This window comes from Pseudomonas sp. LBUM1673 (genome assembly GCF_059695645.1).
In genome coordinates this window covers 2,764,315-2,785,288 of record NZ_CP166780.1, presented here as the reverse complement: position 1 = coordinate 2,785,288, position 20,974 = coordinate 2,764,315, and the positions used below count along the sequence as shown (strand labels likewise).

The following is a 20,974-nucleotide window of genomic DNA, read 5'->3' as shown; positions in this document are numbered from 1 at the left end:
GGGCCGCTACGCGACCCAACGGGGGCAAGCCCCCTCGCCACAGAAGGTGGCTGGCTCGCGCTGACGCCCAACAGCCTCACCGACCCGCTGCCGATTCACGGCAGCGCCTGGCAACAGCCGTGGCAGATCGTCTCGCACGGTCAACGCCCATCACTTGCCGGGTCGGCCAGGGTTGCGTTTGCTGGAGCACAGCCAATCCGCCGAACTCGGTTTCAGCCTGCGCTATCGCTACGCCAACAGCTGACTCAGCACCGCGCGCAACTTGCCGGGCTTCACCGGTTTGTTCAGCAAGGGCGCGTCGAGCCGCTGCAATGAACGCCGACACTGATCGGTGCGGTCTGCGGTGATGATCACCGCCGGAATCGCCTGGCTGAAATGCTCGCGCAAATGCCGGACCACCTCACAGCCCACCACCCCGTGATCCAGGTGATAGTCCGCCAGAATCAGTTCCGGCGCCTGTCCCTGCAAAGCCACCAGCGCGGTGGCCTCGTCGGTGGCGGTGACCACCTCGCAACCCCACTGTCCGAGCAACGCGCTCATGCTTTCAAGAATGCTGATTTCGTTGTCCAACACCAACAGGCGCCGGCCCGGCAACGGGTTGCCGGTGCCTGGTTGTGGCGCCGCCAGGCTGATGGGCTGCGGAATCTCATGGGAAATCGGCACTTCGATGCTGAACATCGAACCGCGCCCCGGCAGCGAATGCACCTGAATCCTGTAATCGAGGATCTTGGCGATGCGTTCGACGATGGCCAGCCCCAGGCCCACGCCCTTGCGATCGGCGGCGCGCCCGACATCCAGTTGATTGAACTCGAGGAAGATCGAGTCAAGACGATCCGCCGGGATCCCGCGCCCGGTGTCCCAGACTTCAATACGCAGCGCATCGCCCCGGCGCCGGGCTCCCAGCAGGATGCTGCCGTCGTCGGTGTAGCGGCAGGCATTGCTGAGGAAGTTGCGCAGAATCCGCGTCATCAGGCGCAAGTCGGTGTGAATGGCGTAATCGCCCATGTGCACCCGCAGGTTCAACCCGGCCGCCGCGGCCACCGACTGAAACTCCGAAACAAGCGGCGCGAGCAATTCGTCGAGGCGGTACAGGGCGATGTCCGGCTTCACCGCCGCCTGATCGAGCCGGGAAATATCCAGCAGATCGGTGAGCAAGTCTTCGGCCCCTTCCAGCGCCTGATGCGTGCGCTCCACCAGCACCTGTTCGACGTCGGGCAAGTGCCGTTCGCGCAAGGTCGAGATCAGCAAACGCGCGGCGTTGAGCGGTTGCAGCAGGTCGTGACTGGCGGCGGCGAGGTATTTGTCTTTGCTGCGATTGGCCGCCTCGGCGGCATCACGGGCGTCGCGCAAGGCTTCTGATATCTGTTTGCGCTGGATGATCTGCTGTTGCAGATTGCGGTTGGCGTCCAGCAACTCGTTGGTGCGCGCGGTGACCCGCTGCTCCAGTTGGTCATTGAGTTGTTGCAGGCGCTGCTGGGCCAGTTTTCGTTCGGTGATGTCGGCGACAAAGCCCTCCACCAGGCCTTCCTGATCCGGTTTGAGCAGCAGGTTCATCAATACGTCGAGGACGCTGCCATCCTTGCGTCGCAGCTGAGTTTCATAGGCCAGCAGGCTGCGCTCGCGCCGGAGGATTTCGCCGATGCTTTCCAGCTCCTGCGCGCCCCCGACGAACAGCGTGCCCGCCAGGTCCGTCAGGGAAAACAGCACCTCCTGCGGGTCCTGATAGCCGAGCATCCGCGCCAGTGCCGGGTTGGCGGCGCGCATGCCTTCCAGCAGGCTCGCCTGGAAGATCCCGTGCACCGCGTTTTCGAACAGCCATTTATAGCGGTTACGTTCGGTTTCCAGTTCATCCAGGCGCGCGGCCAGTTCCGGGTAATGACTCTTGCGCGCCGAGTGGTTGCCCAAGCCGAGTAACCCGGCCAGCGCCCGTTGCTGTTCGTCAGAGGGCTTCGCCATAGACGACCTCGACGTCGCGCTGACTGGATTCGCGCGGGTTGGTAAGGATGCACGGGTCGTGCATGGCGTGTTGCGACAGGAACGGAATATCCGCCGTACTCACCCCGTGCAGACCGAGGGTTTCGTGGAAGCCGATGGCGTGTTTGAGGGCGATCAGGTGTTCGACCAGACGCCCGCAAATCTGCCGGTGATTCAGGCCGCGGCAATCGATGCCGAACGTCTCGGCGATCACCTTGAAACGCTCCGGCGCCGAGCTGTAGTTGAACGCCACCACATGTTCCACCAGCACCGCGTTGCACAAGCCGTGAGGCAGATCAAGGAATCCACCGAGGCTGTGGGACATGGCGTGCACCGCGCCGAGGATCGCATTGGAGAACGCCAGCCCGGCCTGCATGCTGCCGAGCATGATTTTTTCCCGCAGGGCGATGTCGTTCGGGTTGGCGATCATTTGCACCAGATTGCCGTTGATCAGCCGCATCGCCTCCAGCGCGTGAGGGTCGGTGAGCGGCCCGTGGCCGGTGGAGACAAAGGCTTCGATGGCGTGGACCAACGCGTCGATGCCGGTACAGGCTGACAGGAACGGGTCCATGCTCAGGGTGGTTTCCGGATCGATCAGCGACACATCCGGCACCGCGGCCTTGCTGACGATAGAGAACTTCATGCGTTCTTGCTGATTGGAGATGATCACGAACTGCGACACATCGGCCGACGTGCCGGCGGTGGTCGGAATCAGGATCAGCGGCGGGCTGGGCATGCGCAGGGTGTCCACGCCCTCGAATTCAAGGATGTTGCGCCCGTGGGCGACGACGATGCCGATGCCTTTGCCGCAGTCCATCGGGCTGCCGCCGCCGATCGCCACGATCACATCGCAGTGATTCTCCCGGTACAGCTCGGCGCCGAGCATGACCTCTTCGATCCGCGGGTTGGGCGAAACGTCGCTATACAAAAAGAAATCAATGCCCTGGGCTTGCAGGCTGGCCTCGACATCGGCGACCCAACCGGCGGCAATCACACCGGGGTCGCTGACCACCAGCACCTTGCGGGCGCCAAAGGTCTTGGCGTAGTTGCCTACATTGTGCCGACAGCCGGCACCGAAGATGATTTCAGGCGAAACGAATTTACGCAGCTGGCTGAGATTCTGGCTCATTGGAAAGCCTGTTTTTATTGTTTTGGAAGGTAAAGTCCACACTAAAGCATCCGGCTGCGAATGCAATCAGACCAATGGATAGCGAACCAGCCCGGGGTGTACTCGGTTTTTGTATTCACCGAAGATCCCCTGTGGGAGCGAGCCTGCTCGCGATGGCTGTCTTCCAGTCAAAATGATGTTGTCTGACACTCCGCTATCGCGAGCAGGCTCGCTCCCACAGGGGACTTGTGTCAGCTCACAATTCATCCACGATAGATCAGCCGCGAAGCCTTTTCATTGCGCAAGGTCAGGTGCTCCATGCCCTGCCCTGGCGTGTCGGCTTCGTCCCGGGCCTTGAGAATAACGTCGTGGTGCGGCGACTTGCTGCACACCGGGTCGGCGTTGGCGGCATCACCGGTGAGCATGAACGCCTGACAGCGGCAGCCACCGAGGTCCTGGTGTTTTTCATCGCAGGAACGGCACGGCTCTTTCATCCAGTCATCGCCACGAAAACGGTTGAAACCGAAGGAGTCGTTCCAGATGTGTTCGATGCTGTGCTCGCGCACGTTGGGAAACTGCACCGGCAACTGGCGAGCGCTATGACAAGGCAGCGCCGTACCGTCCGGGGTGATATCGAGAAACAGGTTGGCCCAGCCATTCATGCAGGTCTTGGGGCGTTCTTCGTAGTAATCCGGGGTGACGAAAATCAGCTTGCACGGGTGGCCTTCGGCCTCAAGCCGCTGGCGGTATTCATTGGTAATCCGCTCGGCGCGCTGCAACTGTTCGCGGGTCGGCAACAGGCCGACGCGGTTGAGTTCGGCCCAACCATAGAACTGGCATGTGGCCAATTCGACGAAATCCGCCTCCAGCTCCAGGCACAGTTCGATGATCTGCGCGATCTGGTCGATGTTGTGCCGATGGGTGACGAAATTCAGCACCATCGGGTAGCCCTGGGCTTTCACCGCCCGGGCCATGGCCAGTTTCTGGGCGAAGGCCTTGCGCGAACCGGCGAGCAGGTTGTTCACCTCTTCGTCGGCGGCCTGAAAGCTGATCTGGATATGGTCCAGCCCGGCGACCTTAAAGTCGCGGACCTTCTGTTCGGTCAGGCCGACGCCTGAGGTGATCAGGTTGGTGTAGTAACCCATGTCCCGCGCGGCCTTGATCAACTCGGCCAGGTCTTGGCGCACCAACGGCTCGCCACCGGAAAAACCCAATTGTGCAGCGCCCATTTCCCGCGCCTCGCGGAACACCCGAATCCACTCTTCTGTGCTCAATTCCTCGCCCTGTTGGGCGAAGTCCAGCGGGTTGGAGCAATACGGGCATTGCAGCGGGCAGCGATAGGTCAGCTCCGCCAACAACCACAGCGGTGGGCCGGGTTGCTGTTCGATCAGGCTCACAAGATGATCCCCCGGTGCCAGACCCGCTCGGTGGTGACGGTGTGATACGGCGGGCGATTCAGCTCATAAGCCATGCTCATCGCGTCGAGCATGCTCCACAGCACGTCGAGTTTGAACTGCAGAATCTCCAGCATTCGCTGCTGACCCTCGACAGTGACGTAATGCGCCAGAGTGATGCGCAAACCATGCTCGACATCGCGCCGCGCCTGGCTCAGACGCGTACGGAAATAGTCGTAACCGGTCGGGTCGATCCACGGGTAATGGGTGGGCCAGGCGTCGAGCCGGGACTGGTGGATCTGCGGCGCGAACAGTTCGGTCAGCGAACTGCTGGCCGCTTCCTGCCAACAAGCACGACGGGCGAAATTGACGTAGGCGTCCACGGCAAACCGCACGCCCGGCAGCACCCGCTCTTGCGAGAGGATTTGTTCGCGATCCAGCCCCACCGCTTCGCCTAGGCGCAACCAGGCTTCGATCCCGCCTTCGCTACCGGGGACGCCATCGTGGTCGAGGATCCGTTGCAGCCATTCCCGGCGCACATCGCGGTCCGGGCAGTTGGCGAGGATGGCGGCATCCTTGAGCGGGATGTTCACCTGGTAATAGAAGCGATTGGCGACCCAGCCTTGGATCTGCTCGCGGGTGGCACGCCCGGCGTACATGGCTTGGTGAAATGGGTGGTGGATATGGTAATAGGCGCCTTTGGCGCGCAGGGCTGCTTCGAATTCGGCGGGGGTCATGGGAGTGTCAGTCATTGCGGTTCTCCAGGGGAATAACCGTTGGGTTCTGCGGTGTCTGGTCTGGCCTCATCGCGAGCAGGCTCGCTCCCACAATGGACCTGCTTTGCACAGAAAATCGGGTACGACCCGGACTCCTGTGGGAGCGAGCCTGCTCGCGATGGGGCCTTCAGCTACAAGACAATGTCCATGCCGTCATAAGCCACTTCAATCCCGCGCCGCTCCAGCAATGCGCGCTCGGCCGAGTCTTCATCGAGGATCGGGTTGGTGTTGTTGATGTGGATCAGCACCTTGCGCTGGCGATTGAACCCCTCCAGAACGTCGAGCATGCCGCCGGGACCGCTTTGTGGCAGGTGACCCATTTCGCGGCCCAGGCTCTGGCCGACTTCGCACACGCGCATTTCATCGTCGCGCCACAGCGTGCCGTCCAGCAGCAGGCAGTCGGCGCGCTGCATCCAGCTCAATACCTCGGCGTCGACCTGTCCCAGCCCCGGCGCATAGAAAACCGCTGCACCGCTGCGCAGGTCTTCGATGAACAGGCCAATGGTGTCCCCCGGTTGAGGGTTGCCACGGTTGGGGGAATACGGCGGTGCGTTGCTGACCAACGGAATCGCGCGAAATTGCAGGTGTTGGCAAGCCGAGATACTGAACGGCTCGCGGTCCAGCCCGATGGGTTGCCACTGCAAGCCACCGTTCCAGTGCTTGAGCATGGTGAACAAGGGAAAGCCGCTGCTGAGGTCTTGATGAACCCGCTCGGTGCACCAGACCGAATGCGGGCAGCCTTCGCGCAGGCTCAACAGGCCGGTGCAATGGTCGATCTGACTGTCCAGCAGGACGACACCGGCAATCGCCGTGTCACGCAAGCGTCGGGCTGGTTGCAGCGCCGGGAAGCTCTCGAGTTGCGCGCGAATGTCCGGTGAAGCATTGCAGAGTACCCACTCCACACCATCGTCGCTCAGGGCAATGGACGACTGCGTGCGGCGTTGCGCGCGCAGGTTGCCGTTGCGCATAGCGGCGCATTGACGGCAGTTGCAGTTCCATTGTGGAAATCCACCGCCGGCGGCGGAACCGAGAACGCGGATGTGCATGGGAGGCTCCAGAAGGCAGGCCCGGCCAACGCATCGGCTGACCGGGCGATCAATCAACGGTTGGCGAAATACATCGTCACTTCGAAGCCAATGCGCAGATCGGTAAACGCGGGTTTATTCCACATGGGTTAATCCTCTTCTTGTGCCGGACGATTCCGGTAAAGCCATTAATGCACGGGGGGCGAAGTGACCGAATGCTACTTTCGAAGGAGGTTGTGGGGTGCGTTGGTAGGGGGTGTCGCGCAGAGCCTGGAAACACACAAAACCAATGTGGGAGCGAGCCTGCTCGCGATGGCGGAGTGTCAGTCGACTTTTTTGTGGAATGTGACGACGCCTTCGCGGGCAAGCCTCGCTCCTACAGGGTTGCGCGGATTTCACGGCTAACACATAACCTGTAGGAGCGAGGCTTGCCCGCGAAAGCCATCACCCGATTTCGAGCCGAATCAGAAGAACCCCAGCGGATTGATGTCGTAGCTCACCAACAGGTTTTTGGTCTGCTGGTAGTGGTCGAGCATCATCTTGTGGTTCTCACGGCCGACACCGGACTTCTTGTAGCCACCGAACGCGGCGTGGGCCGGGTACAGGTGGTAGCAGTTGGTCCAGACGCGCCCGGCCTTGATCGCCCGGCCCATGCGGTAGGCGCGGTTGATGTCGCGGGTCCACAGGCCGGCGCCGAGGCCGAACTCGCTGTCGTTGGCAATCGCCAGGGCTTCGGCTTCGTCCTTGAAGGTGGTGATACCCACCACCGGGCCGAAGATTTCTTCCTGGAACACGCGCATTTTGTTGTGGCCCTTGAGCAGGGTCGGCTGGATGTAATAACCGCTCGACAAGTCGCCTTCAAGACGCTCGGCCGCACCGCCGGTGAGCAGTTCGGCGCCCTCCTCCTGGGCGATTTTCAGGTACGAGAGGATCTTGTCGTACTGCTGCTCGGACGCCTGGGCGCCGACCATGGTTTCAGTGTCCAGCGGGTTGCCGCGCTTGATCTTGACGATCTTCTTCATCACCTCGGCCATGAACGGCTTGTAGATCGATTCCTGCACCAGTGCCCGGGACGGACAGGTGCAGACTTCGCCCTGGTTGAAGAACGCCAGAACCAGGCCTTCGGCGGCTTTTTCGATGAACTGTGGCTCGGCGTTCATGATGTCTTCGAAGAAAATGTTCGGCGACTTGCCGCCCAGTTCAACGGTGCTTGGAATGATGTTCTCGGCGGCGCAATGCATGATGTGCGCGCCGATCGGGGTGGAACCGGTGAAGGCGATCTTGGCAATGCGCTTGCTGGTGGCCAGCGCTTCACCGGCTTCGCGACCGAACCCCTGGACGATGTTCAGCACGCCGGCCGGCAGCAAATCGGCGATCAACTCGGCGAACACCATGATCGACAGCGGCGTTTGTTCGGCGGGTTTGAGCACGATGCAGTTGCCGGCAGCCAGGGCCGGGGCAAGTTTCCAGGCGGCCATCAGCAGCGGGAAATTCCACGGGATGATCTGCCCGACCACGCCCAGCGGTTCGTGGAAATGATAGGCGGTGGTCAGTTCGTTGATCTCGGCGGCGCCGCCTTCCTGGGCACGGATGCAACCGGCGAAGTAACGGAAGTGGTCGGCGGCCAAAGGTACGTCGGCGTTGAGGGTTTCGCGCACAGCCTTGCCGTTGTCCCAGGTTTCGGTGACGGCGAGGATTTCCAGGTTCTGCTCGATGCGGTCGGCGATTTTCAGCAGCACCCGCGAGCGATCCTGCACCGAGGTTTTGCCCCAGGCATCGGCGGCGGTATGGGCGGCATCGAGGGCTTTTTCGATGTCGGCGGCGCTGGAGCGCGGGAACTCGGCGATGACTTCACCGGTGACCGGTGAGGTGTTGGTGAAGTACTCGCCGTTGACCGGGGCAACGAACTCGCCGCCGATGAAATTGCCGTAGCGCGGCTTGAAGGAAACGACGGCGCCGGGTGTTCCGGGTTGTGCATAGATCATGGTGGGCCTCTGTCTGGGTCGATGCCTGTCAGGCCAACAGGCGATGAACCGATAGTAGAGAGCCCCGCCTGCCAGACGAATGCGCCGTTGGCAGGGGGATTCTCGTTATTTGGTAGTAGGTTTGCGCAAATCGAATGTGGGAGCGGGCTTGTGTGGCGAGGGGGCTTGCCCCCGTTCGATTGCGAAGCAATCGTAAATCTGTCACCACTTTTCTAATTCAAGATCGCGGCGACTGGTTTTGGGGGGCGCTTCGCACCCCAACGGGGGCAAGCCCCCTCGCCACACAAGCCCGCTCCCACAGGGGTTAGTGTTTGGCAACGAGATCTTTAGGCAGCTTGAACGTCCAGAGCATTCCGCCCTGGTTGAAGTCCTTGATGCGCTTGGCCACTTCGCCGCCCCACAGCGGAACAGCACCACCCCAACCAGACAGCACCGAGACGTATTGCTCGCCGTCCATTTCCCAGGTCACGGGCGAGCCGAGCACGCCGGAACCGGTCTGGAATTCCCAGACTTTCTCGCCGGTCCTGGCGTTGAACGCTTGCAGGAAACCTTCCGGCGTACCGGTGAACACCAGGTTGCCCTTGGTGGTCAGCACTCCGCCCCACAGCGGCGCGAAGTTCTTGTGGCGCCAGACTTCCTTGCCGGTTTTCGGGTCGATGGCGCGCAGCACGCCGATATAGTCTTCATTCAACGGTTTGATGGTGAAACCGGCACCGAGGAACGCCGCGCCTTTCTTGTAGGCGATGCCTTCGTTCCAGATGTCCATGCCCCACTCGTTGGATGGCACGTAGAACAGGCCGGTGTCGCGGTTGTAGGCCATCGGCATCCAGTTTTTTGCCCCGAGGAACGCGGGCGCGACGAACACCGAACTGCCTTTGGCCTCGGAGCCCGGTGCACCCGGACGGCTGGTTTCGTTGTAGATCGGCCGACCGTCCTTATCCAGGCCGCTGGCCCAGGTGATCTTGTCCACGAACGGGAAGCCACGGATGAATTTGCCGTTGGTGCGATCGAGCACGTAGAAGAAGCCGTTACGGTCCGCGGTGGCCGCCGCTTTGATTTCCTTGCCGCCTTCGCTGTAGTTGAACGACACCAGTTCGTTCACGCCGTCATAGTCCCAGCCGTCGTGGGGCGTGCTCTGGAAGTGCCATTTGATGGTGCCGTCATCCGGGTTCAGCGCCAGGCGCGAGGACGAGTAGAGGTTGTCGCCAGGGCGCAGGTGCGAGTTCCATGGCGCCGGGTTGCCGGTGCCGAACAGCAGCAGATTGGTTTCCGGGTCGTAGTAGCCGCCCAGCCAAGGCGCCGCGCCGCCGGTTTTCCACAAGTCGCCCGGCCAGGTCTTGCCCGCTTCGCCGCCAGAGATGCCGTTCTCTACCGCTTTGCCATCCTTGTAGACGTAGCCCATGTGGCCTTCGACCGTTGGCCGGGTCCACAACAGGTTGCCGTTTTTCGGGTCGTAGGCTTCGATCTTGCCCACCACCCCGAACTCGCCACCGGCCACACCAGTGATCAATTTGCCGTTGATTACCAACGGCGCTGCGCTGATGGAATAGCCTTCCTTGTGGTCGGCGACTTTCTTACTCCACACCACTTTGCCGGTGTCCTTGTTCAGGGCCACAAGCTTGGCGTCGAGGGTGCCGAAAATCACCAGATCGCCGTACAGCGCAACGCCACGATTGATCACGTCACAGCACGGGCGGATGTCATCGGGCAGGCGCGCGTCGTATTGCCAGAGCTTCCTGCCAGTGCGCGCATCCACCGCGAACACCCGCGAGTAGGAGCCGGTCATGTACATCACGCCGTCCTTGATCATCGGCTGCGCCTGCTGACCGCGCTGTTTTTCTCCGCCGAACGAAAAGGCCCAGACCGGTCGCAGGTCCTTCACGTTGTCGACATTGAGGGTGTCCAGCGGGCTGTAGCGCTGACCCTGGACGCCCAGGCCGTTGGTGACGATCTGCTCCGGGTTCTTTGGGTCCTGGAGGATGTCTTGATCGGAGACTGCGGCCAATGCCTGGCCGGACAACAGCATGGCACTGAGCAGCACGCTCAAGGCGAAGGGTTGGCGACGTGCGGGTTGGGTCATGACGGCTACCTCTGCGGTTTTTGTTATACCCGGGAAATTTTCCCGGTCTGGTGCAGATTCTTGGGCGCCGCCGCCCCTGCAACAATTGCCCGCAGGGCTGAGATTGCTAGTCCGTTAGTACAGGGTCGAATGAGATGAGGGCCATCGATAGAAACTGGATCCCGTGGGAGCGGGCTTGCCCGCGAAGGCGGTGTGTCAGGCGCGTTGATAAAACACCAGATCCCCGGCAAACAGCACGCCGGTTTTCCGGTCGAGAATAGCCAGATCCGCGCCGGTGTGCCCACCCAGGCCCAGCAGGCGCAAATCGTGATTCCCAAAACTTCGTACACCCGGCGGCGCCTATTGGTACATGTCCGGTACGTCATAGCGCAGGCCGTAACGGGCATAAATGCTGTTGACCGCGCCCTCGCGAATCAACGCTTCCAGCGCCTCTTCCACGGCGTAGGCCAGTTGTCGGTTGCTTTCATGCACCGCCATGCCGATCTCCCAAAGCTGTTTACCCATGTTCGGGTAGGTGTTTTCCGCCAGCGCCACTTGCGGATCAGCGGCCTGATGGACTTGCCAGTCGATCTCGCCGCGCATGGCCATCACCGCGTCGACCTCGCCGGCCTTCATCGCGGCAAACGCCTGGGGTACGCCTGGGTAATGGCGTGTTTTGGCGGCGAGCATGCCGTTGAACACCGAGGTCAGGTAGAACGACGGCACGCTGTCGACTTCGACGCCGATCGGGTGCTGCTGAAACACGGCGACGCTGCCCACCGAGTTCAGCCGACGGCGGTCATAAGCCACTTGCCATTGTTCGGTCTGGTACGGCCCGAACATCACCACATGACCGTTCTCCAGTTCGCCCAGTTCATTGCGTTTCTGTGAGTAATCGCGATCGTAGGGCACGCGCATCATCAGGTCGGCCAGCTGCTGGTTGTGCAACTGACTGGCCCGCCAGATGTAATCGCGCAGGTCGTCGTCGAGCTTCTCCCCGGCAGGTGCCCAGATCAGTTTCAGGCGTACCCCCATGGCCTTGGCCAAGGCCTGGGCAAGTTCGACATCGACTCCGCGAGCCTGCCCTGCCTCTTCAAAACTGTAGGGCGCGAAGTCCTTGTAGACCGCGACTTTCAGCTCTGCGGCGGCGATCATTTCGTCATAGGTACGGACTTGCGCCTGCGCTGTCTGGCAGCACAGCCACACAGCGCTGATCAACACCGCGAGCAGGCGCATGGGTTACTCCTCGACGTGCACGCTGTCCAGATAAGTGCGCACCGCCCACAGGGCTTCCTGACTCAGGTAGTCGGCCATTTTTGGCATGTACACCCGGCCGTCACGCACGGCGCCATGGCGCACGCGTTCGACGAACCATTCATCACCGGCCTCGCCGACGTCGAGCATGCGCAAGTCGGGGGCAATGCCGCCGGACTTGGCTTCCAGACCATGACAGGCCGCGCAGTTCTGGTTGTAGGCCGAGGAGCCGATTTGCACGGCTTTATCGCGTTCCGGGGAGGATCGGTAAGGGTTCGCCGCCGCCCAGCCATCGGCATCGACCTGCACACCGGCCTCCTTGATCGGGGTCAGTCCCTGGGTTTCGACGGCTTGGGGTACCACGTTGCCGTGGGCCCAGACGGAACCTGCGTTGATGAAACCGGCCAGCAGTCCGGCAACGAGCAAGGCGTTGCGTTTTGGTGTCATTGTTATGCCCTCAAGATTGCACGCAAAACCTCTTGGCAGAGGCTAGACCCCATCTTAGGAACGCCGTTGCGCCAGCCGTATGCTGCTTTGGTGGCCGCGCCCTACTCCCTTGGTAGTAGGGCTTGTGGCGCACGCCCAGGTGTGTTTCGGACGCCGTTACTACCTTGGTACTGGCCCATCGGTACTTTCTGCATATTTCCCCGCCTGCCGAGGGTTCCTATGCTGGCGCTACCTGTAATGGAGTGTCCTATGCGCCAGCTTGCCCCTTACGCCTTGACCTACCTGCTGGCGATTGCCTGCGCCGCCGGGCTGGCGACCCAGAGTCAGGCGGCAGACGCGCCGTTGCAGGTGCGGATCGGCTACCTGGGTTATCGCCCCGATCCAGGCCCGCTGCTGTCGAACGTCATTCCTGAACCGACCGATGCCGGCCTGAGGGGCGCCGAACTGGCGATCACCGACAGCAACAGCACCGGTCGCTTTCTCAACCACCGCTACGACCTGGTCAGCGTCAATGTCGACAATCCCGAAGCCTTGCTCGAAGCGGCCAAGGCCCAATACGAGCAAGGTCTGCGGCTGTTCGTGGTGAATGCGCCGGCGGCCAGCCTGCGCCAACTCAGTGCCGCGCTACCCGACAGCCTGCTGTTCAATGCCGGCAGCCCGGATGACAGCCTGCGCATCACCGATTGCCTGCCGAACGTGCTGCACAGCCTGCCAAGCCGCGCAATGCTGGCCGATGCGCTGGCGCAATTTCTGGTGCTGCGCAAATGGCAACGAGCGCTGCTGATCGTCGGCCCGACCCCGGACGATCAAGCCTATGCCGCCGCCCTCCGTCGGGCGGCCAAACGCTTTGGCCTGCAATTGGTGGCGGAAAAAGCCTGGAGCTTCGATAACGACCAGCGCCGCAGCGCCCAGGCCGACATGCCGCTGTTCACCCAGACCGCCGAGTACGACGTGGTGCTGGTGGCCGATGAACGCGGCGACTTCGGCGAGTACGTGCCCTACCAGACCTGGTATCCACGACCGGTCGCCGGCACTCAGGGCCTGACCCCGGTGGGCTGGCACAAGACCGTCGAAACCTACGGTGCCGCGCAGTTGCAGAAGCGCTTCGAAGCACTGGCCGGGCGCTGGATGAACGACCGGGATTTCGCCGCGTGGATGGCCGTGCGCAGCATTGCCAGCGCGGTAGGAAAACTGGGTCAGGTCGATGCCATGGCGATCCGTACGCTTGAAATCAGCGAGCAATTGCCGCTGGACGGCTTCAAGGGCCGCAAGCTCAGTTATCGACCGTGGAACGGTCAGTTGCGCCAGCCGATCCCCATCGTGCAGCCCCGGGCGCTGGTCAGCACATCGCCGCAGGAGGGTTTTCTACACCCTTTCAACGAAATGGACAGCCTGGGTTACGACAAAGCCGAGGTCAGCTGCCGCTTTCTCTGATCCCTTTTTTCACAACAACGACAACAACAATAAGGAATCTGCCATGCGCCGCACCCTGCTTTCTTGCGCCCTGTTGCTCGCTGCCGGGCACGCCGCTGCCAGCACCGCCTGGGTCTCCAACGAAAAGGACAACAGCCTGAGCCTGATCGATATGCAGACCTTGCAAGTCACCGACACCCTGCCCGTCGGCCAGCGCCCGCGCGGTCTGTTGCTGTCCCACGACAACAAGCTGCTGTACATCTGCGCCAGTGATTCGGACCGGGTCCAGGTGATGGACGTCGCCACGCGCAAGATCATCAAGGAACTGCCCTCGGGCAAGGACCCCGAGCAATTCGCCCTGCACCCCAACAACCGCTGGTTGTACGTCTCCAACGAGGACGATGCGCTGGTGACGGTGATCGACACCGAAACCTCCAAAGTGCTGGGTCAGATCAACGTTGGCGTCGAGCCCGAAGGCATGGCCGTCAGCCCCGACGGCAAGTGGGCGGTGAACACCAGCGAAACCACGAACATGCTGCACTGGATCGACACCAGCACCCAGACCCTGACCGACAATACCTTGGTGGACCAGCGGCCACGTTTCGTCGAGTTCAATCCCGACGGCTCGCAACTCTGGGCCTCGGCGGAAATCGGCGGCACGGTGACGATTCTCGACGTCGCCAGCCGCAAGGTCCTCAAGACCCTGACCTTCCAGATCAAGGGCGTGCACCCGGACAAGGTCCAGCCGGTGGGGATCAAACTCAGCGCCGACGGCAAGTACGGCTTCGTTGCCCTCGGCCCGGCCAATCATGTGGCGGTGATCGACGCCAAGACCTTGGAGATTGTTGATTACCTGCTGGTGGGCCGACGGGTCTGGCAGATGTCGTTCACCCCGGATCAACGGCAATTACTGGCCACCAACGGCGTCAGTGGCGATGTGTCGGTGATCGATGTCGACAGCCTCAAGGTGACCAAATCGGTGAAGGTCGGACGCTATCCCTGGGGCGTAGTGGTGACGCCATGAACGCCCTTGAAGTCAGCGACCTGAGTTTCGCTTACGGCGCGCGTGAGGCTCTGCATCAGGTGAACTTCAGCCTGGCATCGGGGTGCTTCGTGGCGCTGCTGGGACCGAATGGCGCGGGTAAATCGACGCTGATCGCCTTACTCACCCGCCTCTATGATGTGCAGCGCGGTGAGATTCGGGTCGGCGGTTGGTCCTTGCGCACCGCAGCGCGCCCGGCGTTGAAGCAATTGGGTGTGGTGTTCCAGCAAAGCACCTTGGATCTGGACCTCAGCGTCGAGCAAAACCTGCGGTACCACGCGGCGCTGCATGGTCTGTCCCGACGCCAGGCCGGGCTTCGAGTCGATGCCGAACTGGCCCGTCAGGCCCTGACCGAGCGCCGTCGCGAACGAGTGCGCGAACTCAATGGCGGCCATCGTCGGCGAGTGGAGATCGCCCGCGCGTTGCTGCACGAGCCAAGCCTGCTGCTGCTCGACGAGGCCAGCGTCGGCCTCGACCCGGCCAGCCGTCTGGCGCTCAACCAACACATTCGCAGCCTGTGCCGCGAGCACAACATCAGCGTGCTCTGGGCCACCCATTTACTCGACGAAGTGCAGCCCAGCGACGACTTGCTGATCCTGCATCAAGGGCGGTTGGTGGCCAGCGGACAGGCTGATGCGCTGAGCCTGGAACATGGCGGCAACCTCAGTTCGGCCTTCGCTCGCCTGACCACCTCGGTCTCTTCAGGGGCAGTCGTCCAATGAACGCTTACTGGCAATGTTTCAGCGGTATCGTGCTGCGCGAATGGCTGCGCTTTGTGTTGCAGCGCACGCGATTTCTCAGCGCACTGGTGCGGCCATTGCTGTGGCTGCTGGTGTTCGCCGCCGGTTTTCGCGCGGCTCTCGGCATCGCCATCATCGAGCCCTACGACACCTACATTCCCTATGAGGTTTACATCATCCCGGGGCTGGCCTGCATGATCCTGTTGTTCAACGGCATGCAAGGTTCGCTGTCGATGGTTTATGACCGGGAGATGGGCAGCATGCGCGTGCTGCTGACCAGCCCTCTGCCCCGGACCTTCCTGCTGTGCAGCAAATTGCTGGCGACGTCGCTGATTTCGTTGTTGCAGGTGTACGCCTTTCTGGCGATTGCCTGGCTGTACGGCGTGCAACCGCCGGCTATGGGTCTGCTACTGGCGTTGCCGGCGTTGCTGCTGGTGGCGTTGATGCTCAGCGCGCTGGGCCTGTTGCTGTCCAACGCGATTCGCCAACTGGAGAACTTTGCCGGGGTGATGAACTTCGTGATCTTTCCGCTGTTTTTCCTGTCATCGGCGCTGTATCCGCTGTGGAAAATGCGCGAGTCCAGCGAGTGGCTGTATTGGCTATGCGCCTTGAACCCGTTCACCCATGCGGTGGAACTGGTGCGGTTTGCCCTGTACGAACGCTTCAACCCGTTGGCGCTGGTGGTGTGCATCGGGCTGACGCTGGTGTTTGCCCTGCTGGCCGTGCTCACCTTCAACCCGCAGCATGCGGCCCTGCGCAAAACCAACTGAAAACACGATTCCCCTGTGGGAGCGAGCCTGCTCGCGATAGCGGTGTGTCAGTCAACATCAATGCTGGATGTGATGGCCTCTTCGCGAGCAGGCTCGCTCCCACAGTTGTTCTGAGGTGTACACAGGCAAAGCACCCGGCAATCCGGGCAAAATTACTACTTTAGTACTGGTTTACCTGTCTATCGTCGCATTCCAAACGCACCGCGACTGGCATGTAATGAACCCCATGCCGCGGCAGGGCTATTTTGCGCGTAACCTGAAGGCATTGACCGCAGGCGATCTCGCGCAACCGCTGGCGGCGAATCTGCCCGTGCCCCCTGCCCGGCCCCAGCCCTTTCCCTGACTTGAGCGCTTGCGTGTTGCTGCCACACCCTGATCAAAAAAATAATGAGGTGAAAGGCCATGTACAAAATTCTGATTGCCGACGATCACCCGCTGTTTCGCGAAGCCATTCATAACGTCATCAGCGACGGTTTCCCCGGCAGTGAGGTCATGGAAACCGCCGACCTCGACAGCGCCCTGGCCCTGACCCAGGAACACGATGACCTGGACCTGATCCTGCTCGACCTGAACATGCCTGGCATGCATGGCCTCAATGGCCTGATCAACCTGCGCAACGAGGCGCCGACCATTCCGGTGGTGATCGTCTCGGCCGAACAGGACAAACAAATCGTGCTGCAAGCCATCACCTATGGCGCGGTGGGGTTCATCACCAAGTCATCGCCACGGGTGCAGATGACCGAGGCCATCCAGCAGATCCTCAATGGCAACGTCTACCTGCCGCCGGACATCATCCGCACGCAAAAAAGCGGCACCCATCGCCGGATGAATGACACCCCGAGCTTCCCGCCCGAATTGCTCCAGGCGCTGACCCGCAAGCAGTTGCTGGTACTTGAGCGTATGACCAAAGGCGAATCGAACAAACAGATCGCCTACACCCTGGAAATCGCCGAAACCACGGTCAAGGCCCACGTCTCGGCGATATTGCGCAAACTCAATGTGCACAATCGGGTGCAGGCGATTTTGAGTGCCGGGGATATTGATTTCGGGTCTTATTTGCGGCGTTGATGCTTCTTCAGAAAGACCGCGTCGCCCCTATCGCGAGCAGGCTCGCTCCCACATTAGGTCTGAGATGACTCGGTCAAATGTGGGAGCGAGCCTGCTCGCGATGAGGCCCTCACAAACACCAGAAAACTCAAGGCCGACCAAGCAAATGACTCATCGCCGTCTTGAGTTTCATCGGCCGCACCGGTTTGTGCATCAGGGTATGGCCCAGTTCGCGGATTTGCTGTTTGAGTTCGTTGCTGTAGTTGGCGGTGATCATCATCGCCGGGATCGCCGAGGCGCGACGGGCGTTGATGCGGGCCACGGCGTCGACACCGTTCTGCTCGTCATCCAGGTGATAGTCAGCGATCAGCAGGTCTGCTTCGGCGTGATAATTATCCACTTGCCGCGCCAGGTCCTCCTCCGACAGCGCCGTGACCACCCGGCAGCCCCAACCTTCGAGCAAGGTGCGCATACCGGCGCAAATGGCCGCATCGTTGTCCAGCACCCACACCCGTGCACCGCGCAGGCGCTCGAGCATTGGCTCACTCATCAGCAGGCTCGGCAACGCCTTCGGCGCCGTAGCACTCAACGGCACTTCGACGGAAAACATAGAGCCCTTGCCCGGCCATGAACGCACGTGAATCCGGTGGCCGAGAATGCCGGCGATTTTCTCCACAATCGCCAGGCCCAGCCCCAAGCCGCGATCCTGATCCGGGCGCTGCACGTCACCGCGTTTGAACTCCTGAAAGATCTCCTCCAGACGGTTTTCCGCAATGCCCATGCCGCTGTCCCAGACTTCGATCGTCAGCCGCTGGTGATGACGCCGGCAACCGAGCACCACCCGCCCGCTGTAGGTGTAGCGAATGGCATTGCTCAGCAGGTTGCGCAGGATTCGCGCGAGCAACTGAATGTCACTGCGCACCAACGCCGAACAAGGAATGAAATGCAGCTCGAGACCTTCACTACGGGCCACCTGGGTGTATTCGGCGGCGAGGTTTTCCAGCAATTCGCTCAGGGCAAATGGCGCAATGTCGGCCTTGATCACCCCGGCATCGAGTTTGGAAATGTCCACCAGGGTGCCCAGCAGGTTTTCCACGTCTTCCAGGGAATTACTGACATTGCGCACCAGAATCTCGTTGGCCACCGGCTCCCGGCGCTCCAGCAACGCGCTGGTAAACAGCCGCGCGGCATTGAGCGGTTGCAGCAGGTCGTGGCTGACGGCGGCGAGAAACTTGGTCTTCGACAGGTTGGCCTGCTCGGCCTCGAGCTTGGCCTCGCGCAAGCGTGACTCCACGCGGCGGCGCTCGTCGATTTCGCGCAGCAATTGGTCATTGAGGGTGGTCAGTTCGGTGGTGCGTTCGCGCACCCGCAACTCAAGGTTCTGATAGGCCTGATGCAGCGCCTCGGCGGTGCGGCGGCGCTCGGTGATGTCGCGGATCAATACGAAAATCCCCACCACTTCCCCGGTGGCCAGGCGATTGGGCACGTAGGAGCGCAGCATGTAGCGTTCCTGATTATTGATATTGGTTTCGGCAAACTCGAACGTCACGCTCTCACCGGCCAAGGCCCGCGCCACGTAGGCTTCCAGGCGCTGATAATGCTGCTCGCTGTGCACTTCGCGCAGGCTCTGCCCGAGCATCACACCCCGGGGCCAGCAGTACCATTCTTCGTAGACTTTGTTAGTGAATTCATAGACCAGATCGGCATTCAGGTAGGCGATCAGCGCTGGCACATGGTCGGTGATCAGGCGAATCCAGCGCTCGCTTTCACTGAGCGCTTCGGCATGCTGGTAGCGTTCGGTGATGTCGGTGAAGGTGTTGACGAAACCGCCGGTGGGCAACGGATGGGTGCGGATTTCCAGCACCCGGCCATCGTAGAGGCGCTGCTCACATTCCTGCACCGGCCGGCCGTTGGCATCGCGACTGGCCGGGGTCAGCAGGTTCAGTTCGCTGTCGGCGATCACTTCGGCGAACGGCCGATGGGCTGCCACCGGGGCCAGGCCGCTGAGTTCCAGGAAGCGCCGGTTCCACAGTTCCAGAATGCCCTCGGCGTTGACCATCGCCACCCCTTGGGACAGGTTGTCGACCGCCCGTTGCAACAAGTGCGACTTCTGCGCCACCGCCTGCTCGCGGCGCAAGGTTTCGCTGAGTTTGACGTCGGTAATGTCAGTGAACAGGATCACCCGCCCGCCTTCCTGGGTCGGTCGTTCGCTGACTTGCAGCCAGCGCCCGTTGTGCAGGCGATAGAGCAGGTTTTCGTCGGCATGCCCGCGGGGTTCTTCGCTGAACAGCCCGGTCGAGGTCATCAACCGTTTGACCTCGCGCAGGCGCATGCCAGCGTTGATCCGCACCCGGCTGGTGCTCCAAAACGCCTTGAAGCGGCTGTTGAACAGCACGATCCGCTGCTCGGCATCGAACAGCACAAAGGCGTCGGAAATGCTCTCAATGGCGTCGATCAAGTGTTGATGGGCGGTTTCGGCCCGCAGCCGCGCCTCGCTGAGCAAGTGATTGCCGGCCTTGAGTTCAGCCATGGCCTGGTTCAAGGCATCGGTGCGCTCACGCACCTGTTCGGCCAGCACCACCGAATGCTGGAACGCCGCATACGGGTCGTTGCCCCGGGTGATGCCGGACTCGATGCGCTCGATCAGCGCGCCATTGATGCGCTGCAGTTTATGGTTTTCGTGCCGCAGGCTGGCGATCTGCGCCTGAAGGTCAGCGCTGTCCAGGGGCGCGGCCTCGGGCAATGGCAACCCCGGTGAAGGTCTGGTTGATGTGCATGCCATTGAACTGTTCTCCGTAGGTGTTGAAACCCATCACCCGCTGGTCCCGCAAGAACGCGCCGATCTGCTCGAGACTGCCGTCGTCTTCCAGTTCCAGACGCCTGAGAAAACAATCGCAGCCGATGGTCAGCAACAGGTCCCCGAGACGCTCCTGCAAACCGTCGAACAGGTTTTGCAGATTCGGCAGCATGGGGCCGGGGGTCATGACGGTGAGAACGATGCCGTTTTCCACCGCACAGTAAAAACTCAGGCTCAGGTCTGGATGAACCTGCTGGATCGCCCGCACGTAATACTGATCGTTGATTCGCACCGCCAACGGGTGTGCGGCAAAGGTCCGATAGTCGAGGTCGGCCACCGCTACGCCGATGTGCCGGGCGTACTCTTCGGCGGCCGGTTCGGCATTGAGCTCGAACACCCGGCGCGAGGCGCTGTCGGCAGCGGTGACCACCAGTTTTTCAGCCCTGGGCAGGATGTGGTGGGTGGTGAAGACTTCGAAATCCAGCCAGGTATTGACCAGCACCACCACCGCCGCGCCGCTGTGAAACTCGCCGCTGAAATACACGTGGGTGTGGGTCAGGTAGTTGTCGTCGCCGGCCGAACCGCCGAAATGCGGAATATCGCCCAACGCCGCGCTCAAGGCCGCCAGAACCATTTCTTCACGGCTGGACAAGCCATCGAGCAGGGTCAGGGCAAAGCTGTTGCCCTTGATCGGCGCCAGGGTGTTGCTGCGACAACCACTGACTAGGCGCTCGACCATTTGCTGGGCATCGATCAGGCTGAAATGCTCCATCTCATCGATCAGTTCGGTGGAGATGGAAAAGTGCCGATGATCGAAACCCACCGCCGTCACGCAGCTGCGGCCATAGCCTTGGGGCGTGATTTCCCCGGCGCTGGTGCAGCCCACCAGACGAATGCCGCCGAAGCTCTGTTGCAACGCCTGCCCCAGCGCCTGCAAGTCGTACTCGGCGGAACAGAAGAACAGCACGAAGCCCAAATGCGGATGCAAGAGTTGCCGCGCCAGATCCTGGGCCGCTTGCTGGGCATCGGTGGCCTGGGACATGGCACTGACCACACCGTCGCTCTGAACCTGCTGCATCATCGCCCCCCCGCCTGTATGAGGCTCGAGTGTACGAAGCCTGCGGGCGGCGGCGAATGCTACTT

The 20,974-nt window shown here is 61.6% G+C and carries 17 protein-coding genes and 2 pseudogenes; 6 read left to right on the top strand and 13 right to left on the bottom strand.

All coding sequences use genetic code 11. From position 1 onward, the window contains the following. Nucleotides 1–45: 45 nt before the first annotated feature. Nucleotides 46–136, top strand: a pseudogene (locus tag ACA044_RS12755) (aldose 1-epimerase); the annotation flags it as partial. A gap of 92 nt (nucleotides 137–228) precedes the next feature. On the opposite strand, the gene ACA044_RS12750 reads toward ACA044_RS12755, so the two are convergent. The 11 genes and pseudogenes from ACA044_RS12750 to pedF all read right to left on the bottom strand — a co-directional run bounded on the left by ACA044_RS12750 (nucleotide 229) and on the right by pedF (nucleotide 12,022). Continuing rightward, nucleotides 229–1,956 (bottom strand): PAS domain-containing hybrid sensor histidine kinase/response regulator, encoded by a 1,728-nt coding sequence (locus tag ACA044_RS12750; RefSeq protein ID WP_497446651.1) that lies wholly within the window; start codon nucleotides 1,954–1,956, stop codon nucleotides 229–231. Beyond that, on the bottom strand, nucleotides 1,940–3,103 hold the full coding sequence (gene ercA, locus ACA044_RS12745) for an alcohol dehydrogenase-like regulatory protein ErcA (RefSeq protein WP_497446650.1): 1,164 nt from the start codon (nucleotides 3,101–3,103) through the stop codon (nucleotides 1,940–1,942). Before ercA ends, ACA044_RS12750 begins: the two co-directional genes overlap by 17 nt. 242 nt (nucleotides 3,104–3,345) lie before the next feature. Continuing rightward, on the bottom strand, nucleotides 3,346–4,479 hold the full coding sequence (gene pqqE, locus ACA044_RS12740) for a pyrroloquinoline quinone biosynthesis protein PqqE (RefSeq protein WP_497446649.1): 1,134 nt from the start codon (nucleotides 4,477–4,479) through the stop codon (nucleotides 3,346–3,348). Next, a complete protein-coding gene (gene pqqC, locus ACA044_RS12735; protein WP_497446648.1) occupies nucleotides 4,476–5,228 on the bottom strand; it encodes a pyrroloquinoline-quinone synthase PqqC in 753 nt (250 codons plus the stop codon). The genes pqqE and pqqC overlap by 4 nt, the downstream gene beginning before the upstream one ends. Before the next feature lie 155 nt (nucleotides 5,229–5,383). Continuing rightward, nucleotides 5,384–6,298 carry a pyrroloquinoline quinone biosynthesis protein PqqB gene (gene pqqB, locus ACA044_RS12730; RefSeq protein ID WP_497446647.1) on the bottom strand — a complete coding sequence of 305 codons (915 nt, stop codon included), beginning with the start codon at nucleotides 6,296–6,298 and terminating at the stop codon, nucleotides 5,384–5,386. 53 nt (nucleotides 6,299–6,351) lie between these two features. Continuing rightward, entirely contained in the window at nucleotides 6,352–6,423 is a 72-nt protein-coding gene (gene pqqA / locus ACA044_RS12725; protein ID WP_010455123.1) for a pyrroloquinoline quinone precursor peptide PqqA, read from the bottom strand. A 318-nt stretch (nucleotides 6,424–6,741) separates the two neighbouring features. Continuing rightward, entirely contained in the window at nucleotides 6,742–8,262 is a 1,521-nt protein-coding gene (exaC, locus tag ACA044_RS12720) for an acetaldehyde dehydrogenase ExaC (RefSeq protein WP_497446646.1), read from the bottom strand. Nucleotides 8,263–8,566: 304 nt separating this feature from the next. Next, nucleotides 8,567–10,342 (bottom strand): PQQ-dependent methanol/ethanol family dehydrogenase, encoded by a 1,776-nt coding sequence (locus tag ACA044_RS12715; RefSeq protein WP_497446645.1) that lies wholly within the window; start codon nucleotides 10,340–10,342, stop codon nucleotides 8,567–8,569. Nucleotides 10,343–10,540: 198 nt separating this feature from the next. After that, a pseudogene (locus tag ACA044_RS12710) lies at nucleotides 10,541–10,675 on the bottom strand (quinoprotein relay system zinc metallohydrolase 1); the annotation flags it as partial. Nucleotides 10,676–10,681: 6 nt separating this feature from the next. Next, nucleotides 10,682–11,557: a substrate-binding periplasmic protein gene (locus ACA044_RS12705; protein ID WP_497446644.1), complete on the bottom strand. Its 876-nt coding sequence runs from the start codon at nucleotides 11,555–11,557 to the stop codon at nucleotides 10,682–10,684. Between the two features lie 3 nt (nucleotides 11,558–11,560). Beyond that, nucleotides 11,561–12,022 (bottom strand): cytochrome c-550 PedF, encoded by a 462-nt coding sequence (pedF, locus tag ACA044_RS12700; RefSeq protein ID WP_497446643.1) that lies wholly within the window; start codon nucleotides 12,020–12,022, stop codon nucleotides 11,561–11,563. A 249-nt stretch (nucleotides 12,023–12,271) separates the two neighbouring features. Between pedF and ACA044_RS12695 the strand changes: the two genes are divergently transcribed. From ACA044_RS12695 to ACA044_RS12675, 5 genes are all read left to right on the top strand, one after another. Next, entirely contained in the window at nucleotides 12,272–13,456 is a 1,185-nt protein-coding gene (locus ACA044_RS12695; RefSeq protein ID WP_497446642.1) for an ABC transporter substrate-binding protein, read from the top strand. A gap of 43 nt (nucleotides 13,457–13,499) precedes the next feature. Beyond that, nucleotides 13,500–14,459: a YVTN family beta-propeller repeat protein gene (locus ACA044_RS12690; RefSeq protein ID WP_497446641.1), complete on the top strand. Its 960-nt coding sequence runs from the start codon at nucleotides 13,500–13,502 to the stop codon at nucleotides 14,457–14,459. Next, nucleotides 14,456–15,199 carry an ATP-binding cassette domain-containing protein gene (locus ACA044_RS12685; protein ID WP_497446640.1) on the top strand — a complete coding sequence of 248 codons (744 nt, stop codon included), beginning with the start codon at nucleotides 14,456–14,458 and terminating at the stop codon, nucleotides 15,197–15,199. Before ACA044_RS12690 ends, ACA044_RS12685 begins: the two co-directional genes overlap by 4 nt. Then, entirely contained in the window at nucleotides 15,196–15,987 is a 792-nt protein-coding gene (locus tag ACA044_RS12680) for an ABC transporter permease (protein ID WP_497446639.1), read from the top strand. Before ACA044_RS12685 ends, ACA044_RS12680 begins: the two co-directional genes overlap by 4 nt. 402 nt (nucleotides 15,988–16,389) lie before the next feature. Further along, entirely contained in the window at nucleotides 16,390–17,055 is a 666-nt protein-coding gene (locus tag ACA044_RS12675) for a response regulator transcription factor (RefSeq protein WP_008005351.1), read from the top strand. A gap of 127 nt (nucleotides 17,056–17,182) precedes the next feature. On the opposite strand, the gene nahK is transcribed toward ACA044_RS12675, so the two are convergent. Both nahK and nosP read right to left on the bottom strand, forming a co-directional pair. After that, nucleotides 17,183–19,816, bottom strand: coding sequence for a hybrid sensor histidine kinase/response regulator NahK/ErcS' (nahK, locus tag ACA044_RS12670; RefSeq protein ID WP_497446638.1), 2,634 nt, complete (start codon nucleotides 19,814–19,816; stop codon nucleotides 17,183–17,185). Continuing rightward, nucleotides 19,746–20,909: a nitric oxide-sensing protein NosP gene (gene nosP, locus ACA044_RS12665; protein ID WP_497447217.1), complete on the bottom strand. Its 1,164-nt coding sequence runs from the start codon at nucleotides 20,907–20,909 to the stop codon at nucleotides 19,746–19,748. The genes nahK and nosP overlap by 71 nt, the downstream gene beginning before the upstream one ends. Nucleotides 20,910–20,974 lie beyond the last annotated feature (65 nt).